Here is a 21,681-nt window from a genome sequence, read left to right on the forward strand (position 1 = left end):
AGTCCGCTAGGAGCTGATCGGCCTTATTCAGCGGCGCGGCGGTGGCGAGCAGGCACCATTCCCAATCTAGCGATGGTTCCCCGATCCTTTTGGGTTTCGAACTGGAAATCAAGACCACACCGCGCCGCGATATCCTGAACAATGGACAGCCCCCGACCCTCTCCATCCGATGGGCTGTTTCCACGCCCGCCTTCTTGCAAAACCAGAGTGCGCTCCACGTCATCCATGCCACGGCCATTGTCATGCACTTCCAAGCTCCATGCCCCGCCAGCCCCGCGCCGCACGCCGACCAGAACGCGGCCGGGTTGGGCATGGCGCAAGGCGTTCGACACCAGATTGCTGACTGCCCGCATCAAGGGCAATGCAGGCAAATCGGTTTCCACCGTGCTGGCCACGATACTCAGTTCGACACCAAGGGCGTCGGCCTCTTCCGCGAACATATCGTGCAGGGCACACAGCACCACCTTCAACGGAAAACGTTCCTGTTCTTGCGCCACTGGCTCTGTTTCGGACAGGCTATTGATCAGACCGTCCATATAACTCACCGCCTCGCCCATGCGGCGCTTCATGTCGGCGGGCAGCTCGTCCTCGAAGGCACCCAGCGTCATACGCAACCCGACCAGCGGCTGGCGCATGTCATGACGCGCCGCAGCCATACATGCCGTCACGGTTCGGGCGGCTTCGCGGGCGTCGGCCAGCGAACGTTCGGTGTTCAAAAGCCGCCTGGCCTGCGCCTCGGATTTCGACAGGGCCGCGACGTATTGTTCTTCCAACCGGTCGCGCGCCCGACGCTTTTCAATCGCGCCCCAAATGGCAGCCCCCATCAGGATCACACCGGCAAGGGCCGTTGCATGGCGATTGAACGACAGCGCCAGAACCATAGGAATGTCGAAATACGGCCCGAGCATATCGACCATAAAACCGAAGAACCCGACAGCACCCAGTGTGATCGCCACCGCCCACCGGATCTTGCGGCCGCCCTCGATCCGCAGGGCCGCAACCAGAAGCACAAGGATGTATGTCACCCACAGGGCCAACCCCTGCGCCATCTGCAGATCAACCGCATCGCCATAGGGCCAGATCAACAAGGTGCTGATCACCGGCACCAGAACCATCCCCCAACGCCACATCGGGCCGATGCGATCCCTGAAGGCATAAAGCGCGATCCAGAAGCCGCAGGCGATTTGCAAACCTGCGGTCACGTTCCACTGCCATTCCGGCACCGTCCTTGGTCCCCAGAACATCACATAAAGCGGTACGATGTAGACGTGGACGGTCAGCAGGATGTGCCAGATCGCCAGCAACGACCCGATGGTGTTCCGCGCCAATGGCCAGAACAGGATAACCGCCACCGAACTGAGCATCAGAACCGCAAAGGTCAGAACGGTCGACGCCGTCTCAAAGGTTTGCTTGATGAAATAGCCTTCGGCGGGGTCGATTGTGACAAGGTTTGCCGGCAGTTTCGGCTGCCAGATTTGGCGCGTCATCAGCGCGACGCGTTCGCCCGCCGCAATCTCGAACGGTTGGGACACCAAACTCGATCCGTGATGATCCAAAAAGCGGCCCTGACTGTCGGCTCCGAACCCCGAGATTTTTTCGGGCGCCTGCCGGTCGCGCACGACATAAACCTCGACCAGAAACTGCGGGCGGTAGTTGGACAGTTGCACCACAAAGCGTCGCTGGGCCGGTTCTACATTGGCAAGCGCGGGACTACCTTCGAACATCATGGCCGCCCAGACGACCGTATCGGTTCCGGCAAACTCTGTCTGGACATCTTCGTAGGTTCCGAAGGCACCGGTTTCGAACAGGATATAGACGTCTTCGGCGGTCAAATCCCCTCGGTTGTCGGCGCGGTAGACGGGACCATCGGCAATCGGGCCAATACTTTGCCCCGAAGACAGAATGATCGGCGCGCCCGTTTCGTAATACGATGCAGCCAACGCCGCAGACTGGACAACCGACACCATTATTGCCCAGACCAGAAAAAGTGCTTTGAAACGAAGCAAAAACATGCGCCGATAAACCATCAATTAAATCAATTGCTTTTCAGGATACCTGCACGATGGCAGAGCTGACAACGGTCTTGGCGGACGACCATTCGATTATTCGGGACGGAATTTGCGGGATGTTGGAGCGGATCCAGACGGACACCGGCCACAAGTTTTCTATCGTGGGCGAGGCAAGCGATGGCATTCAGGCCATCGGTCTGGTGCGCAAACACCGGCCCGATCTGGTCATTCTGGATGTGTCGATGCCACTGGCCGGAGGGGCCGAGGTGCTGATCGAACTGCGCCGCTGGTCACCGCAAAGTCGTGTGATCATTTTCACCGGCATCGAGGTCAACAGCAAGATTGCCGAGCTTGATCGCCTTGGTGTCGACGGCATTCTGTACAAGGGCGACAACAGCGCCGACATCACAACAATGCTCAGACGCATCGTGGCTGGCACGAGCGTCATCTGCCCTTATTACCAGAATGTTCTGGACCAAACCGCCGAGGCCGAGACCCTGACCAAACGGGAACTGCAGGTGCTGAACCTGATTGTTGCAGGCCACAGCACACCCGAAATCGCGCATATCCTGAATATTTCTCCCAACACCGTGGTGCGGCATCGTTCCAGCCTGATGGCGAAAACCGGTACGCGGAAGACAGCCGCCCTTATTGCTTACGCGCTTAGGGAAAATCTGGCGGACCTGCCCGCAGATACATAAGGCCCGATCAATACGACCGGGCCTCATGATTGTCCTTTAATCCGCAGATCAAGCAGGGACCGGCGACATCATTGCTGCGCGCTCGACCGCGCGGGCCTGATCCCCTACCGCATCCGCCGTCAGCAGCGACGGTTGGAAGCGCAGGGTTTCGACATCGGTCACACCGATGAAATCCAGCCACCAGTCCAGATAGGTCGAATGGAAATCCGCCCCGTATTTCGCAGGCGCACCGGGCGCGTAGACACCAGAGGTGTAAAAGACCCGCGCCGTTTTGCCTTGCAAAAGGCCGCTGTACCCATTCTCGGGATCAAAGCCGAACAGCAGGCCCGGCTGGGTGATGATGTCGATATATTGCTTCAGCTTGTAAGGAATGCCGCCGTTCCACATCGGTACGGACAGCACATATTCATCGGCCTTGATGAACCGGTCTGTCACAGCGACAACTTGGTCCCAAGCGGTCTGGCGCGGGCTGTCCATGTCGCCCACACCGAAGAATGTCATTTTCGCCGCCGCTTTATCCCCATCGAATTCAGGCAGATCGGCGCGCCACAGATCAAGATACTCGATCGTCACATCAGGCTCGGCTGCCTTCCGTGCGGCAAGATAGGCCTCGGCCAGCTTGCCCGATTGCGAATTCTCGCCTCGGGGCGAGGCCGCGATATACAGGATAGTTGTCATGTTTTCAGTCCTTTCAGTGGGTTGGAGTGTGTTGGAAAACGTCGTGCCGGTGACCGCGCCTTTGACGTCGGGGGCAGCCGACGCACCGCCAGAGACCAGCGACCGGAGCGCGCGCAAAAAGTTGGAAGGAGATATCGGCATCTGGAACCCTTTATAACCATCTTAAATTAATTTGGTGGTTACTTAATATCCATCTAAATTTCATTTAGACAGTTACTTGTTCGTGAGTTTCCGTGAGCCATCATAACTGGCTAAATGCCGTTACTTCGGTTATGAGTATTGATCATTCCAAGTGACCGGACCCGCTTCACCATGACCGATGCGCCCCGCCCAGCCCCGTTTTTCGTAGGCGAACACCCCGCTCTGGATTTCCTAAATTCCGTCGCACAGCCCCGCAGCGTGCTGTATGACTGGCTTGAAACAGGTCAGGATCTGCTGGCCTGGATGGTGGCCGCACAGCTTGTGACCGACAAAGACATTGCCGCGTTCCGCAACACCGATAGCGCCGCCGCCCTTGACGCCGCGCGCACAGAAATCGTCGCCTTCCGCGAACGCTTTCGCGCCTTCATCGCATCAACAGCAGGCGTGCAGCCGACAGATGCGGGGCACCCGATTATCAGGGAAATCAACGCAATCCTTGCACGTGGGGTAAGGACCCAACACATCATAGCGGCCGAGGGGCAACTGACGCTGACCGAAGAATTCAGCCTAACGACCCCTGCCGATCTGATCCTGCGGATCGCGTCCGCCGCCGCGCATCTGATCACGCAGGCCGATTTTCACCATGTCCGGAACTGCGAAGGTCCGACCTGCACGCTGTATTTTCTGGACGTCAGCAAGAACCACAAACGCCGCTGGTGCTCGATGGAGGTGTGCGGCAACCGCGCCAAAGCCGCCGCCTACCGCAAACGCTGATAGCGTCACCAACCCCGACAGTGACAGGCTGTGTCGTACAGGGTAGTCTCGCTTTGATTATGATTTTGCGACCGACCTTATGCCTTCCATTTCGATTGTTCTCACCCAGTATTTCGCAAATGCCGCCGGCTATGAGTTGAAGGCAGACGGGTCTCTGATGCAGGGCGCCACGACGCTGCTGAAGGCAACTGTTGATCGCGGGCGGATTACAGCCAACGCCCACTATGACATCCTTGGCCTCGTCGCGGAAAACATCTCCGATCGCGCCTCTCTGTCGGTGCGCTATGCGAAATCGATCAATTTCGACAAGGTCGGCAGCCTTGCCTTGGCTTGCAAAGCGGCCCCGACAGTTCATGGCGTTCTGGAACGTATGGCGCGGTATCAGTCACTGGTTTCAGACAGCGTGCGCTACGACTTGATCCCGCAAGGCACCTCTATGTTTTTGCGTCAGCAGGTTCTTTTGGGGCATGGCCCCGGACTGGTGTTTTCACCCGAAGCAGGTCTGTCAGCCATGTATTCGGCGATTGATCAAATGGCCGCCGACAAAGTCACACCCGAATGCGTGACGTTCCGGCATGATCCCCCGCGGGATGCGCTGGCCTTCAACGATTTCTTCGGATGCGACATCGAGTTCAACGCGGACTCGGATGGCATTCTGTTTTCTGATGACACGCTGAAGGCCGAAAACAAACTCGGCGATCACGCGCTGTCCGAGTTTCTGACAAAGCATCTGGAAGAAGAACTGGAACAAATAGGATCTTCCCCATCTCTTGTTCGGGACACAAAAGAAGAGATCGGCAAGCACCTGAGCGAAGGCCTGCCCAAGATGGCCGATGTCGCACGCGAACTGGGCTATAGTGTGCGGTCCTTTCATCGTCGCTTGTCGGACCATGGCGTGGCCTTTCTGACGGCGTCAGCGGCGACATCGTCTTCGATCATCCACGTACCGAGCACAAGTTTCGGGATGGCAACGCCGTTCGGCAGGGTCTGTGTCTGGTTCAACACCATTTTGTTCTTCCTTCTTTCCAATACTGCAGAAGCAGTCGTCTGACACAGAGCTAGTTCCTTCACCCACGCAGGATAATCGCGGCCTTGTGCAATCCACTGATGAGTGGAAATCATCAATGCGGAAGAATCCGGTCACCAAAGCCGATCAGTCCTACTTCACCCAGGATGACGAGATGTGTTCGATCACTCTTCGTTACCCGAATGCTGATAACGAAGGTCCATGGAGCACATGGCAGGGCTTTTTTGCAGGTTACACGATGCAGGGATTGACCCACTGGGCGGCAGAGGCGGCGCTCATGGACAGGTCTATTTGCATGCTTACACTGATCGAGCCTACCAGAACGGCTCAGAGCGGACCTTCAGCACGGCATCGAAATTCTGTCGGTGCGGCCCACTTTTCTGGCATTCGCTACAAATGCAATAACTCTACGTCTGCGAATTCACCAAATGTGGTCTAATTCGTCGTTCGTTGCATTGCAGAGTTCGGCTGCCATATTTGCGTTTTTCTATGTGAAAATTTCATCCATGTATCACATGTGTTTCGAAAAAAGCGCGAATATCCTCGGTGCGCGTATGTTGCCGCCATGGAAGCTTGATTTGGTTCAAGGTAACAAGCCTTTGCCAGGACACAATAAGAGAATGTAACGCGTTGACACTACTAGCGAAACTGCTTCTACTGGTCTGATATGACAGTTTTAGTATTCGAAATTCTTGTAGGTTAGGTAGTGCCTCACAGCTTCTGAATCCTGCCGCAAGTCGAACAAAGAAAAATATAAGACACCAACATGATTAACAGTGCGCCGCATGAAAACCCAGATGTCGTAGACCTCGTCGCTAGCAAAGTTGAGGAGTTACGTAAGCGGCTTGTGGATGGCTCGCGCCGCAACCCACTAATCAATGTCCCTTTTCGCGCCGGCAGTGCCTCACACGTTCGCGTGGTGGATGAGCTGCCGGATATCCTGCGCCATAAGCTAACCAACCGCGGTCGCATGCGTCTGGTACCTCTCCCGGACTTTGACGAAGAGCGTCCTGATGAAAAGACGGAAGTCTTCCTGTCTGCGCTCTCTGAAAAACGCCGGACAGATGAAGGATTCTTGGCAGCTATTGAGGCGCTTGATCCAGAAGAGAAAGGTTTCGCGGAAGCAGAGCTTTGTCTTGAACGCGATCTCAAAGACCAAATACGGGACGATCTGGGACTACCGCCACGTCAGAGCAAGGAAAAGCCTAATCTCGAAGCCCATGCAAAGGCGCATGGCATTCGCCCAGATTATGACCTGCCCGTGCCCGATGATATACATGAAGACGGGCGGCACGATGACAATGATATCCAAACACTTCTCACCCCTGACCGCCTGACCCGTTTCGGAAAGGGATTACGGGAGCGTGCGCATGCATACGAGCGGGAAACCGGCGTCAATGTCCTGCAAACAGCCATTGGCCTGCTGGAATGGCGCCCACCCCATGAGAACACGAATTTTGTCAGTCCCCTCATGCTGTTGGAAAGTGCAATAGAGCGGCAGCAAACGCCGCGCGGGCCGGAGTTTTACATTCGCGGCACAGAGCAGGCGGTTTTCAACATGAGCCTTGCCCTGAAGCTAAAGAACGAACACGGCATTAACCTCGACCTGGAAGAGGACGAAGGCGCAGAGAATTTGTTTAAGAGGATTGCAGAACTCGCACCGCCTGGGTTTCACTGGAAGGTGCGCCGCGAAGTGGTCGTTGGGATTTTCCCGTCCTCAAAAATCGCGATGTACCATGACCTCAATCCAACGACCAAATCCGTAGCGGACAACCCACTTGTCGCCCGGCTTCTCGGCACAACGGCCATTGGCGATGGCAGCTATGCTGAAGAATACGACGTTGATGCCCCCGAGATCGAGCGCCAAGCGCCGTATCTTGTGATGGATGCGGATGCTTCTCAATATTCGGCCATGATCGATGTGGCCTCGGGCGAAAGTACCTCCATCGAAGGACCGCCCGGATCCGGCAAGTCACAGACTATCGTCAACATCATTGCCAGTGCCATGGCGCAAGGCAAGAAAGTCCTCTTTGTGGCCGAGAAATTGACCGCGCTCGATGTGGTGCGCAACCGCATGCAGCATGTGGGACTCGGCGAATTTGTTCTGCCGCTGCAAGCGGGGCGATCTGCCACGGAGCGCGTGTATGAAAGCCTCGAGGAGCGGCTGGAGGCCCGGGCGCGCGGCAATAATATTGAAACCCGTTATGATCAAAGCCGGTCGCACTTCCAGGAGCGCCGCGCCGAGCTGCAATCCTATATCGACGCTATATCTGCGCCGTTCGGATCTGAAACCGTCCATGACGTCTTGGGGCATGCGATCTCTAAGAACGATGTTCTGAAGGCCCTGCCCCGCACAGTGCGCAGAATGAATGTCCCCGACATTAAATCGATGGGCCCCGAGCACAAGCAGACTCTGATCGATCGTATGGCTGAATTCGGGTCGCGACTGTCTGACCTGAATGGAGCGTCGCCAGTGTGGCGTGAGGCGCAGAAACAGGTTTTCAACCGCGACGACGCCGATGACATGGCCGAAATGGCCGGAGAACTTGCGGCGGATGTCAGCAGTCTTGACGCTGATCTCGCCGCTTCGCCGGCGGCACCACTCTTTCCCAATGGTCTCACAGAAGAGGGTATTGCTGCGATTCTCCCGCTATTGAAAGTGGCCGAACCGCATAGAGACCTTCTGAGTCCAGAGGTTACGGATGCCCTTCTGGCGGCCGTCTCCCGTCGTGCCTTAATGGACCGTGTAGCCCTCGGCGAAGAAGTCCTGTCGGAAGGGCGCAGGCTGTCCGAAGTAGTAACCGACTGCGATGCCCCGAATCTTGGGCGACGCTTGGAGGCAGCAGTGGCCTTCCTTGAAGCGGAAGGACTTGACCGCATGGAACCGGAGGCGCTTGAAGCGCGGATCACGACCGCGCGTCAAAGCATTGCGGCTCTTGACGCCCCTTTGGCTGAACTTGCGCGCCTGCCGCAGGCCTGGGTCGCGCTTGATAAGTCCTTGATATCCCTGAAATTACTTTTGCAGGAAATGGCAAAGCTAGATGCCGCGGCGCGCCAGGAATTTTTGACCGTGCCGGCCGGTGCAGACAGCAGTATTGGCATTGTGCGCCAGCGTGCGGAGGCACTCAAAACACGACTTAAGGACTGTCAGCTTAAGATGCCGTCTTTGTCTGCACGTTTTGCAAACCGCAGCGAAATAAATAGGCTGGGCACCGCCGCAGATACGCTGGAGGCCACTGGCATATTCGGTCGTATTGGGAAAGCATATAAAGCCGCACTGAAGACAGAAGCGGACATGCTGGGACTTGCCTCCAAGAATTCGACAGAAAGTCGCGTGGCGGACATGCGCGCAGCACGGGATTTGTTGGACGACATTCTGAGCTTTCAGACAGATCAGGCCGCGATTTTGGCGCTGGGGCTTTCGTTCAAAGGGATAGATACCGATTTTGATCGCCTCGCACATCTCAGCCGATTGAAAACGCTTGCCAATGAGCACCTGCAGGGGCGGATGGATATCGTCGAGCCATTGACCAAGATCGATATGGCGGGCTTTCCGACCCTCTTTGGAACAGAAGGAACAGCGGATTTTGATGAGCAGTTCACACCGACCGAGCTAACAGAGGCCTATACTAGGGCCACAACACTTAAAGAGGCGAATGAACGCGCGCTGAGCGCTATGAAAGATCATGCCGGATTATTCAAAAAGCCGGCGGTAACCACAGAGGAAGTCCGTGGTCTGATCGACACCTTGAAGCGGATGCAGGGCGCCCGAGCCGATCTCGACGGCTTTGAGGGAGATAGTGGAGTGCCAGAGGTGCTCCGGCATCAGCCATTGCCCGTTCTGAGGGCCTTGACGGGCCTTTTCGAAGAGGTCTCCAAGTCGAATAATCCGGCACACGCGGCCTCGGTTCTCCGATCCGGTCATATCGCGGACATTAAAGAAGCCCTCATCAGGTTTGTGCCACGCGTCGCGCACCTCAAGCAGGCAGCGGAGTCTTTTGCGGACTACTTGGAGCTTCCTTACAGCTGGAGGGACCTGACGGTCTTGCGCGGCCAGATTGCTAATCTAGAGCTGGCGCGCGACACATCCACTGCCTTAATAGACTGCTCCCGCGCACAGCGGCTGGAAGAGGAGCTACGCAAGGAAGGATACGGCACTTACGTATCCTGGTTGAAGGAGACGGAAACGCTGCCTGTCACGCCCGAAGCGGCGGCTGCGGCAATCCTGGCCAAATCCTCCGCTGATTTGGCGATTTCGGAAGCGGGGGATGTGCTGCGACTTGCCGACGGCACGGATCTTGCCCGTATACGGGCGGACATTGCGGAGAAGGACCGTCGCCTGATCCAAATGTCGCAATCCGTGGTTCGAAACACAATTTTGCGTATTGCCAAGCCTCCTGCAGGGAATGGAGTGGGGCGCAAATCGACCTATACGGACATGGCCCTGATCTACAATGAGCGGTCGAAAAGGCGAAATCGAATTGGGGCACGCGACCTAACCAAACGCGCCGGACGCGCCCTTCTAGAATTAAAGCCCTGTTGGATGATGTCACCTCTAGCGGTGGCGCAGTATTTGCATGATGACCTGCAGTTCGATCTCGTAGTCATTGATGAGGCCTCGCAGATGACGCCAGAAAACGCGATCGGCGCATTGAGGCGGGCAACCCAGGCGGTTGTTGTCGGGGATACCAAGCAGCTGCCACCCACGAATTTCTTCAACAAGATGCTGGATGACTCTGAGCTCGACGACGATTTACGCGAGGACAGTGAGAGTGTTCTGGATATGGCGAATAATTCGTTTTCGCCAATTCGGCAATTGCGCTGGCATTACCGCTCAAAGCACTCCGGCCTTATCCAGTTTTCTAATGAATGGATGTATGACGGCAAGCTGACGATCTTCCCAAGTGCTAATGAGTCGGATCCGGACCTTGGCGTGCATCTGCAGGAGACAGGCGGTCTTTACAAATCGGGCACCAATGACATCGAAGCGCAGGCCGTCATTCGCGCGGTTGTGCGTCACATGGAGACATCACCGGACAAATCGCTCGGAGTCTGTACCATGAACACAGACCAAAAAAACTTGCTGATCGAGGCATTCGAACGGGAGCACGACCGCAATCCCAAGGTGCAAGCCTATGTGCGCAAGTGGGAAGAGCACGACGACGCTCTGGAAGAGTTCTTTATCAAGAATCTCGAAACCATACAGGGCGACGAACGTGACGTAATGTTCATATCGACGCTTTACGGGCCTGAGCAAAAGGACGGCACAGTTCATCAGCGCTTTGGTCCGATCAACAGCGCTTACGGGCACCGGCGCCTCAATGTCCTTTTCAGTCGAGCCAAGCAGAAAATCGTGACCTTCACCTCTATGAAACCGTCTGACATTCGCGCGGATGACAGCAAAGCCAAGGGAGTACGCATGTTTCGGGCCTGGCTGGAGTATTGTGCGACAGGCCATATTGCCGAAGACACGGCCCGCGGGGGCGAGGTGGAAAGCCCCTTTGAGGCGCACGTGGCGCAGGTAATTGAACAGATGGGATTTGAGGCTGTGCCGCAAGTCGGTGTCGCGGGCTTCCGCGTGGATCTTGGCATTCGTCATCCCGAGTGGCCATACGGGTTTTTGATGGGCGTCGAATGTGACGGGGCGACCTATCACAGTTCGGCCTCCGCGCGAGACCGCGACCGGTTGCGCGAGGATATCCTGCGTAGCCGCGGCTGGGATTTGCATAGGATCTGGTCAACAGACTGGTTTACCAACCAAGAGGGAGAGACGAGCCGGATCAAAGAGGTTTTGACCACCCGTCTGGATGCCCTTAAAAAAGAAGATGCGAAAAAGCCCCAACCAGCGCTTGCTAACATAGCGCCTGAACGACCATCTGCGCAGCAAAGCCCACCTGCCCCGCAGCCGGGGGCGGACACGACACCTCGGCCTCTGCAACCAGATTTGCCGGATTTGATAGAAGGGAAGGTCCCTGCACTGGCGCCACAGATCGAAATGCGTCTTTCAGATTACGCGCAAGTGGGATCGAGGGTTCGAGTACTGAAGCTCGACGATAAGAAAGAAATGTCCTTCATACTGAGCGACAGACAGAATGCGCCGATTGAGGGGATTGTGGGAACCAACACACCGCTTGGAGAAGCGCTTATTGATGCGGCTCCCGGGGATCGAATCGAGTACCAAGTCGGCCCGCACATCAAGGCAGTAGAGGTCCTGAGCGTGGAACCGGCAGCCTGATTTCAGAGAAATCTGCTATCTTGCCCAAAGAGATTGCGGTTGACGCCTCCAATCCAAACACTAGCGGGTAACCTGACTCAAAAGATGTCCCTGCGCCAAAAAGGAAACCTAAAATATCTATGCTAGTTCCTGCTTTTGGAACAAATTCTTTAATGCTCAGAATATCAACTCTCGGAAATGGTGAAGATGTCCTCGCACAGCCGACGGCAGCGCAAAACGCGACGGCTGACCAGACTCAAAATAGGTGCGTAAATGATGGGAGAGTCTGTTAAACGTCAGCTTTTATACTGCACATAAAAATAGTGCCGTAGCGATAATCGGTTTCACGCAGGTTGGCTCGACGATTTCAATTGGTTGAACAATTGGCAACCTGAAAGTCCGCATCTAAACAAGTGCAAGGCGTTGTTAACATCCATTGCGAAGGTCAGCCGTCCGCCCTTTCTGCGTGAGGATACGCCAACGCGATCGGCCCAAAGGAGACATCCGGCCGTCTCTTACTATGCCGCGGTGCGGCCCGTCGAACCGGTCATTCGCTGCATGAGCAAAATCTGAGAGCGGTCGAACTCACACATCGCGGACAAAGCTGCCGTCCGGCATATCTTCATTCGGCTTCCGGCCCGCAACCGAGAATGGTCACGGGTACCAGGGTTACCAACTGCGATTATTCAAAGGAGAGTCTTTCGAAGAGTCCATGGTACCGTTTAAGGTGCTTCCAGTAGATCAATTCGTTCTCTATAAAAGCTACTTCATCACCTCTTCGAAATTGAATGCGGTATCTGGTCGTGTCGTGGCTGCTGACCCGATAATGGTATATGCTTAGTTCAATTTCTTCTAAATCCTCCAGAGAGGCGGCCAAGCCATCCGGAAAAACGAAGTAGTGAACGGGGCGATCGATTGCTTCGTCATACACTTCATTGCTGACAATTCGCGGCTCTGCCCCGCAAGCTCTATCGCTCGGAAGACTATGACGAAACAACGTATCACCGTTACAACGAAACCTCACTTCAATATGGTTTATATCGTCCCAAATTATCGTGATTGAATCCATTCCCAACGTGCCACCTCTTTCCACGACACGCTTGTCAAATTCGTTGAGGTTGAAATCGACGGGATACCCTTCTTCCCGATCGGCGGGATTGATCTGATTGGATTCATGATGGCGAACAGAGTCCCAAATCGCGCTCCGTAACCGATCCAGGTCCTTCACCGCCTGATCATAGGGCGCATGGTTCGTGCCCGCCCGCAGATCCTGGGGCAAGGACGACAGCTTGTTCAGCGCTTCGTCCAGGGCATCGACGCGCGCGCGCCACTCCTTCGGATCGTCGAGCGCCCCGCTCTGATTTTCCGAAATGAAATAGGCCTTCGTCCAGGTTGATTTCATCTGGCTGGCATCGATGCCGTAGCTCCGATCCAGACCTTCCAGCAGCCTGTTGTTGGCAAGCTCCAGCGCACGATATCGTTCCCGGTCCTCGAAAAGCGAAAGATATCGTCCATGAAGTTCATAGAGGCTCAGCGTGTAGCTTTCGATCCGGGCATCGACCAGTTCGAGCGTGTCGGAAAACGCGCCCCTGGCGGAGTTTTCGCCAAGATAGCCACCGTTTGAAACAAACAGGCTGTCCCATTCCGGGCTACCCGGAACATTGAAGGACCAGGCCCCCGGCGCTCCGCTGGCCCCGACATCCGCGATGACCTCGTAGCGGTTTATCCCGTTCGAGAATACCAGCCGGAGGTCCACATCGATCAGACGCACGCCCTGCCGCACTTCCTGAGGCAGACTCTCGTACCGGGTTTGCACATGTGACCACCCCGTTCCACCCAATTCGGGAATCGTGACGAACCCGCCGATGACATCGAACATGAAGGTCACCGATACAACCGGTTCACCTGCAAGCACGCCCAACTTCGCCTTGGCCTGCCACGCCACGTCAAGCGACGTGCCCTTGGCCGTCCCCTCGCCGGATATTCGCGTGGTGGGTCCAGTCACGGTGCCTTCTGCGGCCTGGGCGGAAACCGCGCCGGTTGCAAAGGCAAGGATGCTCAACGCAAGCCAGATGAATCGCAGGGACCGCATGTTTTCACTCCAGCCAAGCATCGATTTCGGCTTGCCGTTCTGGGGAAATCGTGGGGCGCGTTCCGTCGTCTATTGCCGCCAGTTCTTCCAAGCTCACGTCATCCAGCGTCTCAGTGATCCCGCCGCCTTCGATGACGTATCCCTCGCTGATATAATATTCTCGGAGAAACGCGTTCCATTCTGGATTGGAGCTCAGGTTGGGCGCCTCACCAAGCATGCGGACCTTTTTCACTTCGGTCATGGCGCAGGTGGTCACGGCGCGGCATGTCGCTTCGGGTGGCCACTCCGGGCAATACTGTTCTGGCCGGCAGTTTTCGCCATAGCGCATCTCGCGCTGGATTTCGGTTTCCAAAACGACGTCAAACTCCGTACTCACTGTGCTGACTGAAAGCGTTCCGTATTCGTACCCCTGGCTCGGCTCGGCAACGTTCTCGGGCCAATGTACGATCTTTTCCCGGACGCCAAATGATCCGGTTCCCCCTCCGGAGGTGCGGTAAACCACTTCGGACACGCCATCCCCGTCAATGTCCTTCGCCTGTACACCGTTCACACACCAATCGTCGGCCCTCCATATGCGCGGGGCGCTCCCGTCATGGCGGTAAAGCGCAAGTCCCAGACCTGACTGCGAACCGCAGTAATAGGCATAATGCGCATTCACTTCTGAAAGGTAGCCGCGACCGGCTGGCGGGCCGTCACGGGCCTCCAGTTCTGAGTAGAACTCATCCACATCGGATGGAGTACCCAGGGTCAGGGGGCGAAGATACTTCAGGCTCGTGAACCCGCTCGGCCCATCAGCCATGGCAACCCAGACCCAGCCATCGTTTCGTTTGCCCTGAATCTTGACGATTGTACCCTCGGGCATTTCGCGCAGAACCTTATGTTCGGTCCCCGGCCCGTCACGCAAATTGAGCCGCTCCGTCCTCACAACCATTTCATCGCCGGGCGATTGGGCCAACGCAGAGCTCGGCCCCAGCGACAATAGGAAACAAAACATGAGAATTACAGCTCGGCAAAACCCGGTTGGGTTGTGCCCAGCACGACAATTAACATCCATGAAACGACCTCAACTCCTTGTCTAATAGTCTTTTGTTTGTCCCGCCTTTCGACGGTTGATTGGTGATCTTTGCGCTCGCCTGTCAGCGTAAATGCACAGGTGCCGATCGTCCAGTCGTTGGAACTGGACAGTCGTTGGAACTGGACGATCAAGAAGCGATTAGATGGCCGTGAAACGTCCACTCAGGGCTCTGACCCGACCTCGGAGGCAGTACAGCATTGTGTGATATGGTGGCATGGTCAACGTCGGGTTGTCGTTGTGGGAGGGCATGGCGGATCGGAGGATCAGTCATGGAAACACCAAACTTACCTGCCATTCGCGCTTTGCGCCCCGCTTGGAACAAAGGACGTATCGTTGGTCAGAAACGACCGCTGAAGCCAAAGCACGTCTGGGCGATCCGAGTTCGACTTGAACTGGCCGAGAACCATCGTGACCTGGCGCTCTTCAACCTGGCCATCGACAGCAAACTACGTGGTTGCGATCTGGTCAAAATGAAGGTCGTCGATGTCATGGCATCCGGCCAGATCAAGGAACGAGCATCGGTTCTACAGAGTAAGACACAGAAACCGGTCCGCTTCGAAATCTCGGAAAGCACCCGAGCCTCGCTCGAAAGGTGGATGCAAGACCCGCTGATGGTTGGATCCGAATACCTCTGGCCCGGCCGGTTTCACGAGCGGCTGCATATTTCGACCCGTCAATATGCGCGGATTGTCCGCGATTGGGTGACGTCGATCGGCCTAGAGGCGAGCGCATACGGCACGCACTCGATGCGGCGCACGAAGGTGACGCAAATCTACAAAAAGACGGGCAACCTGCGGGCAGTGCAACTGCTGTTGAGCCACACGAAGATGGACAGCACCGTCAGATACCTCGGCGTCGAGCTTGAGGATGCTCTTGCGATTGCAGAGGCCATTGAAATCTAATGACTTGGGCCGTCTTCAGGGACGGCCCAAATCCGATCTTCACGATGAGCTGTGGATGCTGCGTCGCGGCTAGCCGAAGCGGACATTGATCCGAACCATCGCTCTTAGAAGGAATGACGCGCTGACTTGGTCTCTGCGAGAGACAGCGCATCAAATATTCAACGGAAACGTGCGGCATTCTCCGAGGCAGCCGCGTCTATGTCGCCCTGACCGAAAGCCGACGGTCGCGGTTCGGGCAGTTGCAGGGCCTCTTGGACCCGCGGCATGACATCAATGCGGTCGAACCATGATTGGAGGTTCGGCAATCCGTCGACGTTTACCGTGGCCCAGAAATAGCTGCGCGCCCAGGGGTAGGTCGCGATATCCGCGATGGACATCGCATCACCAACCAGCCAGTCGCGCTCGGCGAGCCGTGTGTCTAGCACTTCGAGCAGGCGACGGCTTTCGGTCACGTAGCGGTTGATGGCGTAGGGCACCTCGTCACCATTCGGCTTTGCGATCCGCTGGAAGAACATCGCCTGGCCCATCATCGGGCCGATGCCACCCATCTGGAACATCAGCCATTGCAGCGTCTCCGAACGCTCCTTGGGATCGTGGCTTAGGAACCGGTCGTATTTCTCGGCAAGGTACCACAGGATCGCGCCGCTCTCGAATACTGCGAAATCATCGGCGCCGCGGTCCACGATGGTGGGAATGCGCCCGTTCGGGTTCAGACGCACGTAATCGGGCGCCTTCTGCTCTTTCTTGCCGAAATCGATTGGCACCAGCTCATAGTCGATCTTTGCTTCGTGCAGAAAGATCAGTGGCTTCCAGCCGTTCATGGTGTTGGCTGTGTAGAGGACGATATCAGGCCGCGTCATTGGCAAGTTCCCCGAATATCGTTGCAAGATGGGCATCAAAGCGGGCGAGGTCGGTGGCGACGTCGGGGTTCTTCATCACGTCGAAGGCACCAAATGTTGGCAGCGGCGTCATACCAAAGAATTTGGCGTTCAGATGGACCGGGCGCAAGAGATCATCCAGCGACATGCCCTCGAAGAACGGCTCTGCCGAGTCCCCGAAAGCTTCAGCGGGGGCGTTCAGCGTGGCCGAGATAATGTAACGTGTGCCTGCCAGTTTGCCGCCCATGCCATAATTCGCTTTCGGTGCGGCGGCGGTGCGGCCGTCGCCATCGCTGAGCTGACCGCCCATACCAACCGTGTAGACCTCATCCATGTATTTCTTGAACGACCACGGCACGCCCATCCAATTGACCGGGAACTGCAAGAGGACCACGTCCGCCCAGAGGTGACTGTCCACCTCGGCCTGCACGTCGTATCCGGAGGCGACCGTGGTCAGGCGGACCTCGTGCCCCTGCGCTTCGAGGCTTGCCTTCGCGCGATTGGCAAGCGTTTCGTTGAGTTTTCCCGGTGCAAATTCGTAAGGTTGCGCGCCGTTCAGAATGTGAATTTTGCTCATGTGGTCTCTTCCGTTGTTGTTGGGCCCGCTTGACTCCGGCGGGGACCGGGATGATATGAATGTGGCAGGATGGAAAAACAACTAGTATACTTTTTGTAACCTAATCTGGAGCGGATCAACGGAGCGCAAGACGATGGATGCGAAGATAGAAATAGACGGTGCCGGTCGACGGAGAGCGGCCAATGCCTGCACCGAACCCTGCGCCATCGAGCGTGGGATGCGGATCATCGGAGGCAAATGGACCGGCTCAATCCTCTGGCACGTCAAGGATGGGCCGGTGCGGTTCAACGATCTCGCCCGAATGATCGGTGGCGCATCCAAAAAGATGATCACGGAACGCTTGCGGCAACTCGAAGACCAGGGGTTGGTCAGGCGCGAAGTCTGCGACACCGCCCCGATCACCGTCGTCTACGAGATCACCGACTTCGGGCGCACAGCCTTGGGTTTCCTGGATGAACTGCGCAAGTGGAGCGAGGGCCTGCCGAAGAGTTTGACCACTGAAAGTGCTGACCTGTAGATGGCGCGATTCGGCCCTGAGCTGCCGTTCATGGACTAAACGGCCAAGGTCCGGAAACGACCCACTTTCTTTCTGATCGACCATTCGGTGCCTAAAAGTCGCATCTGTGAACCAAACGGAGGACGTAAGGCTTTGCTCCGCGCATACGCCTGAGATCTGAAAAGTTCACGCTTAGATCCGATTGAAAGGAAATGGCTTCTTCGTTGCAGAAGGGGCTTCAGCATGGCCGAGCCCATCTGCGCTTGAACAGAGCGATTCCCTCCGCAACCACCCATTTGTTTCGGACCGATCGGAGTGCGATTCATCACGATCAAGTTTGCTATCCGGCATCCGCGCGAAACCCTTGATATCACACATCATCAAGTACCGCCGGCAATGTCCTGAAAGGAGCAGCCGTCATGAAGCCTTCAGCCGGACGAGATTGACCCGATCTTGAAAACTGGTAACCATTTAGGATGTCGTCTGCTCTGAGGATTGCTATAGGGCCTTTCGGGCGGGTCGCTCTACTTGATATGGACCGGCCTCTGGTTAAGCACGCCCATGCGCAATGCCACGTTCTTCTGAAGGTCGAAGGTGCCGATACCGAGTTCGATGTGGGCGGGCGCCGCGTGGCGTTGACCGATGAAAGCGCGGTTCTGATCAATGCGTGGGAGCATCACAGCTACGTGCACCGCGCGGATCAACCGCCAACCATCATCCTGGCAATGTACATAGAACCGGCTTGGCTTGGCGCGTTTCGGAGCAATTGGGAGGCAAGCGCCGGTCCGGACTTTTTCCCACATCCGGGCGGTGCCATCACGCCGCAGATTCGGCGACAGGTCGGCGAGACGGCAGAGGCGATGGTGCGGGCTCCCGGAGATGCCGCAGCGCATGAACGGCTGATCGGGCAGCTGATGGTCTCCATCATCGAGCGGCTGGCACCCTGGCGCGATGTGCAGCCCTCCCTTCGGGCAAGGGCCAAAGCGACCCGCGCGCCCGACCGGCGGATCGCACGGGCATTGGCCCTGCTGCACGAGGATCCAGCGGGCATCGTCTCAATGGATTGGCTCGCCCGCGAATGCGGCCTGTCGCGTGCGCATTTCTTCCGGCTCTTCGAGGCCGATACCGGGATCTCGCCACGGGTCTACCTGAACACCCAACGGGTGGAGCGCGCGGTGCAGGCCGTGGCCAATGAAACGCGCAGTTTCTCGGCCATCTCTGACGAGCTGGGATTTTCTGTCCCGGCGCATTTTTCGCGGTTCTTCCACGACCATGCCGGCTCATCGCCCAGCGTCTTCCGCGAAGTATCTGCCCTGCGCGAATCTGCCTGACCGCGCTTTTTTGAGACTCCTCGGTAAGGTCCGAGACCTGGCGGGATCGCGAGGCCAGCAGACCCGCGCCTAACGTCCTCTCCCAAGGGCTTGCCCATGCCAAGCCGGGAGGAGACATGAAAGACACAGTTACAGAAAAGCTGCTTGGCCAGTCCGCCCAGCGCGTCGAGGATCCGGCGCTGCTGTCGGGGCGCGGGCGCTATATCGACGACTTGCCGGTTTCCGCAGGCACCCTGTCGCTGGCTTTTGTCCGCTCTTCCCACGGCCATGCGGAGATCCGGTCTGTCGATACTGCCGAGGCCGCGCGGGCGGCGGGCGTCGTTGCCGTGATCACCGGAAAAGACGTTGCGGCACGCACCCGGTCCATGACCGTCGGCGTAAAGGCTGATGTCGAATGCTGGCCCATGGCGGTGGACCGCGTTCGTTATGTGGGCGAGCCGGTGGCGATGATCGTCGCGACCGACCGCTACCTTGCAGAGGATGCCGCCGATCTTGTCGTGGTCGACTACGTTCCGCTTGACGCAGTCGTGGAGCCCGTGGCGGCGCTGGCTGCGGACGCGCCTGTGCTGCATCCCAGCCTCGGCAGCAACCTCATCAATGAACGCAGCTTCCGCTACGGAGAGCCCGAAGCGGCGTTCGACGCGGCCCCGCACCGGATCGGCATTGATGTCACCTATCCGCGCAGCGCCTGCACGCCCATCGAGACCTACGGCGTCGTCGCCAGTTACGAGCCGGGCGAAGATGCCTATGACGTTACCGCGAATTTCCAAGGCCCCTTTTCGATCCACGCGGTTGTGGCCCGGTCGCTGAACGTGCCGGGCAACCGGCTGCGGCTGCGCACTCCGCCTGAATCAGGCGGCTCCTTCGGGATCAAGCAGGGCGTCTTTCCCTATATGATCCTCGCGGGCATCGCCGCGCGCATCGCGGGTGCGCCGGTCAAGTGGATCGAGGACCGCCTGGAGCATCTGTCGGCCAGCGTCTCGGCCACCAATCGACAGACCCGGATAGAGGCGGCGGTGACGGCGGACGGACGCATCACCGCGCTCGACTGGGACCAGATCGAGGATTGCGGCGCTCATCTGCGCGCGCCGGAGCCTGCCACGCTCTACCGGATGCACGGTAACATGACCGGTGCTTACGACATCCCGAACATGGCAATCCGTAACCGCGTTGTGCTGACCAATAAAACCCCGACGGGCCTCAATCGCGGCTTCGGCGGCCCGCAGATCTATTTCGCGCTGGAGCGTTTGATGGATACCATCGCCCGGCATCTCGGACTGGACCGGCTCGAGGTCATTCGCCGCAATCTCATCCCCGCCAAGGCCTTTCCCTACCGTACGGCCAGCGGCGCACTTTATGACTCGGGGGACTATGCCACGGCGCTTGACCGCGCGGTCGCGGAAGGCGGCCTCGCCGAGCTTTACGCCCGCCGCGACAAGGCCCGCGCCGAGGGCCGCCGCTACGGCATCGGCTTTGCCTGCGTAGTGGAACCTTCCGTGTCCAACATGGGCTACATAACCACCGTTCTGACGCCCGAAGAGCGCGCTAAGGCTGGGCCGAAAAACGGCGCGCAGGCCACGGCAACCATCTCAATCGACCCTCTGGGCTCGGTCACGGTCAAGGTCGCCTCGGTTCCGCAGGGTCAGGGCCACCGTACGGTGCTGGCGCAGGTCGTGGCCGACAAGTTCGGCCTGCCGCTGGAGGCGGTGCGCGTTCTGGCCGATGTGGACACGATGCGCGACGCGTGGTCCATCGCCTCGGGCAATTACGCCTCGCGCTTTGCCCCCGCCGTCGCCGGTGCCACCGAGATCGCGGCTGCGCGGTTGCGCGACAAGCTGGCGAAGGTCGCGGCCTCGCAGCTGAACATCGCGCCGGACGACGTGATCTTCGAGGCGGGCCGCATCGGTGCGGCTGGCAATTCCGACAACAGCCTGTCCTTCGCACGGGTGGCCGCCACAGCGCATTGGTCGCCGGGCACCCTGCCCGATGGCGTGGACCAGACCATGCGCGAGACCGTCTACTGGACCCCGCCCGAGCTGGAGGCACCGACGGCGGAGGACGGGGTGAACTCCTCGCTCTGTCACGGCTTCATCTTCGATTTCTGCGGGATCGAGATCGACCCCGAGACCGCCGAGCCGCGAATCGACCGCTACGTGACCATGCATGATTGCGGGCGAATCCTGCATCCCGCCATGGTCGACGGCCAGGTGCGGGGAGGCTTTGCCCAGGCGGTCGGCGCGGCGTTCCTCGAAGAATATTCCTACGGTGCGGACGGCTCATTCCAATCAGGCACGCTGGCCGATTACCTCTTGCCCACAGTGATGGAGGTCCCCGAACCGGTGATCCTGCATCACGAGACCCCGTCGCCCTTCACACCGCTCGGGGCCAAGGGCGTGGGAGAAGGCAATTGCATGTCCACGCCCGTTTGCATTGCCAACGCCGTGGCCGATGCGCTCGCACCCGAGGGCGATTCACCCGAGATCGTGCTGCCGGTGACTGCGGCCAAGCTCGCCCCCCTGATTTTCGGCGACGAGCCCGCACCGAAAGAGCCCGTGTCCGAGACGAAAACCGAGGACACGGCAGGTGGGCGCAAGCTTACCGGCGAAGGCCGCGCCGTGGTGCAGGCCAGCCGCGAGGATGTCTGGCGGATGCTGCTCGACCCCGCGACGCTCGACGCGATCATCCCCGGCTCGCATGGCGTCCGGAAGGTCGGCGAGACGCGCTTCGAGGCGGATGTGACGCTGGGCGTCGGGCCCGTGCGGGGGCGCTACAAGGCCGATATCGAC

Annotated in this window: 14 protein-coding genes; 8 read left to right on the top strand and 6 right to left on the bottom strand. The window is 57.9% G+C overall.

Features of this window, described 5'->3' with window-relative positions:
- Positions 1-23: 23 nt before the first annotated feature.
- Positions 24-2,012 (bottom strand): sensor histidine kinase, encoded by a 1,989-nt coding sequence (locus AC4FIA_RS12730; protein ID WP_490366163.1) that lies wholly within the window; start codon positions 2,010-2,012, stop codon positions 24-26.
- 50 nt (positions 2,013-2,062) lie between these two features.
- On the opposite strand from AC4FIA_RS12730, the gene AC4FIA_RS12735 reads away from it, so the two are divergent.
- The gene (locus AC4FIA_RS12735; protein WP_490366164.1) at positions 2,063-2,710 is read left to right on the top strand and encodes a response regulator; all 648 of its coding nucleotides are present in this window, start codon (positions 2,063-2,065) and stop codon (positions 2,708-2,710) included.
- Between the two features lie 48 nt (positions 2,711-2,758).
- Here AC4FIA_RS12735 and AC4FIA_RS12740 read toward each other — a convergent pair whose 3' ends face one another.
- Positions 2,759-3,529: an FMN-dependent NADH-azoreductase gene (locus AC4FIA_RS12740; protein ID WP_490366165.1), complete on the bottom strand. Its 771-nt coding sequence runs from the start codon at positions 3,527-3,529 to the stop codon at positions 2,759-2,761.
- A 171-nt stretch (positions 3,530-3,700) separates the two neighbouring features.
- On the opposite strand from AC4FIA_RS12740, the gene AC4FIA_RS12745 reads away from it, so the two are divergent.
- From AC4FIA_RS12745 to AC4FIA_RS12755, 3 genes are all read left to right on the top strand, one after another.
- Positions 3,701-4,303 (top strand): CGNR zinc finger domain-containing protein, encoded by a 603-nt coding sequence (locus tag AC4FIA_RS12745; protein WP_490366166.1) that lies wholly within the window; start codon positions 3,701-3,703, stop codon positions 4,301-4,303.
- A gap of 79 nt (positions 4,304-4,382) precedes the next feature.
- The gene (locus tag AC4FIA_RS12750; RefSeq protein WP_490366167.1) at positions 4,383-5,354 is read left to right on the top strand and encodes an AraC family transcriptional regulator ligand-binding domain-containing protein; all 972 of its coding nucleotides are present in this window, start codon (positions 4,383-4,385) and stop codon (positions 5,352-5,354) included.
- Positions 5,355-6,096: 742 nt separating this feature from the next.
- On the top strand, positions 6,097-11,565 hold the full coding sequence (locus tag AC4FIA_RS12755; protein WP_490366168.1) for a DUF4011 domain-containing protein: 5,469 nt from the start codon (positions 6,097-6,099) through the stop codon (positions 11,563-11,565).
- Positions 11,566-12,226: 661 nt separating this feature from the next.
- Here AC4FIA_RS12755 and AC4FIA_RS12760 read toward each other — a convergent pair.
- Positions 12,227-13,657: a hypothetical protein gene (locus AC4FIA_RS12760; protein WP_490366169.1), complete on the bottom strand. Its 1,431-nt coding sequence runs from the start codon at positions 13,655-13,657 to the stop codon at positions 12,227-12,229.
- Positions 13,641-14,540: an SH3 domain-containing protein gene (locus AC4FIA_RS12765; protein WP_490366170.1), complete on the bottom strand. Its 900-nt coding sequence runs from the start codon at positions 14,538-14,540 to the stop codon at positions 13,641-13,643. Before AC4FIA_RS12765 ends, AC4FIA_RS12760 begins: the two co-directional genes overlap by 17 nt.
- Before the next feature lie 440 nt (positions 14,541-14,980).
- On the opposite strand from AC4FIA_RS12765, the gene AC4FIA_RS12770 reads away from it, so the two are divergent.
- The gene (locus tag AC4FIA_RS12770; RefSeq protein ID WP_490366171.1) at positions 14,981-15,613 is read left to right on the top strand and encodes a tyrosine-type recombinase/integrase; all 633 of its coding nucleotides are present in this window, start codon (positions 14,981-14,983) and stop codon (positions 15,611-15,613) included.
- Positions 15,614-15,771: 158 nt separating this feature from the next.
- Here AC4FIA_RS12770 and AC4FIA_RS12775 read toward each other — a convergent pair whose 3' ends face one another.
- Both AC4FIA_RS12775 and AC4FIA_RS12780 read right to left on the bottom strand, forming a co-directional pair.
- Positions 15,772-16,473, bottom strand: coding sequence for a glutathione S-transferase family protein (locus AC4FIA_RS12775; protein WP_490366172.1), 702 nt, complete (start codon positions 16,471-16,473; stop codon positions 15,772-15,774).
- Positions 16,460-17,068: an NAD(P)H-dependent oxidoreductase gene (locus tag AC4FIA_RS12780; RefSeq protein ID WP_490366173.1), complete on the bottom strand. Its 609-nt coding sequence runs from the start codon at positions 17,066-17,068 to the stop codon at positions 16,460-16,462. Before AC4FIA_RS12780 ends, AC4FIA_RS12775 begins: the two co-directional genes overlap by 14 nt.
- A 133-nt stretch (positions 17,069-17,201) precedes the next feature.
- Here AC4FIA_RS12780 and AC4FIA_RS12785 point away from each other — a divergent pair, with 133 nt between their 5' ends.
- From AC4FIA_RS12785 to AC4FIA_RS12795, 3 genes are all read left to right on the top strand, one after another.
- Positions 17,202-17,585 (top strand): winged helix-turn-helix transcriptional regulator, encoded by a 384-nt coding sequence (locus tag AC4FIA_RS12785; protein ID WP_490366174.1) that lies wholly within the window; start codon positions 17,202-17,204, stop codon positions 17,583-17,585.
- 512 nt (positions 17,586-18,097) lie between these two features.
- Positions 18,098-18,895, top strand: coding sequence for a helix-turn-helix domain-containing protein (locus AC4FIA_RS12790; RefSeq protein ID WP_490366175.1), 798 nt, complete (start codon positions 18,098-18,100; stop codon positions 18,893-18,895).
- A gap of 116 nt (positions 18,896-19,011) precedes the next feature.
- A partial coding sequence (locus AC4FIA_RS12795) for a molybdopterin cofactor-binding domain-containing protein (RefSeq protein ID WP_490366176.1) occupies positions 19,012-21,681 on the top strand: 2,670 nt, incomplete at its 3' end.

It is taken from the genome of Thalassococcus sp. (genome assembly GCF_982780845.1).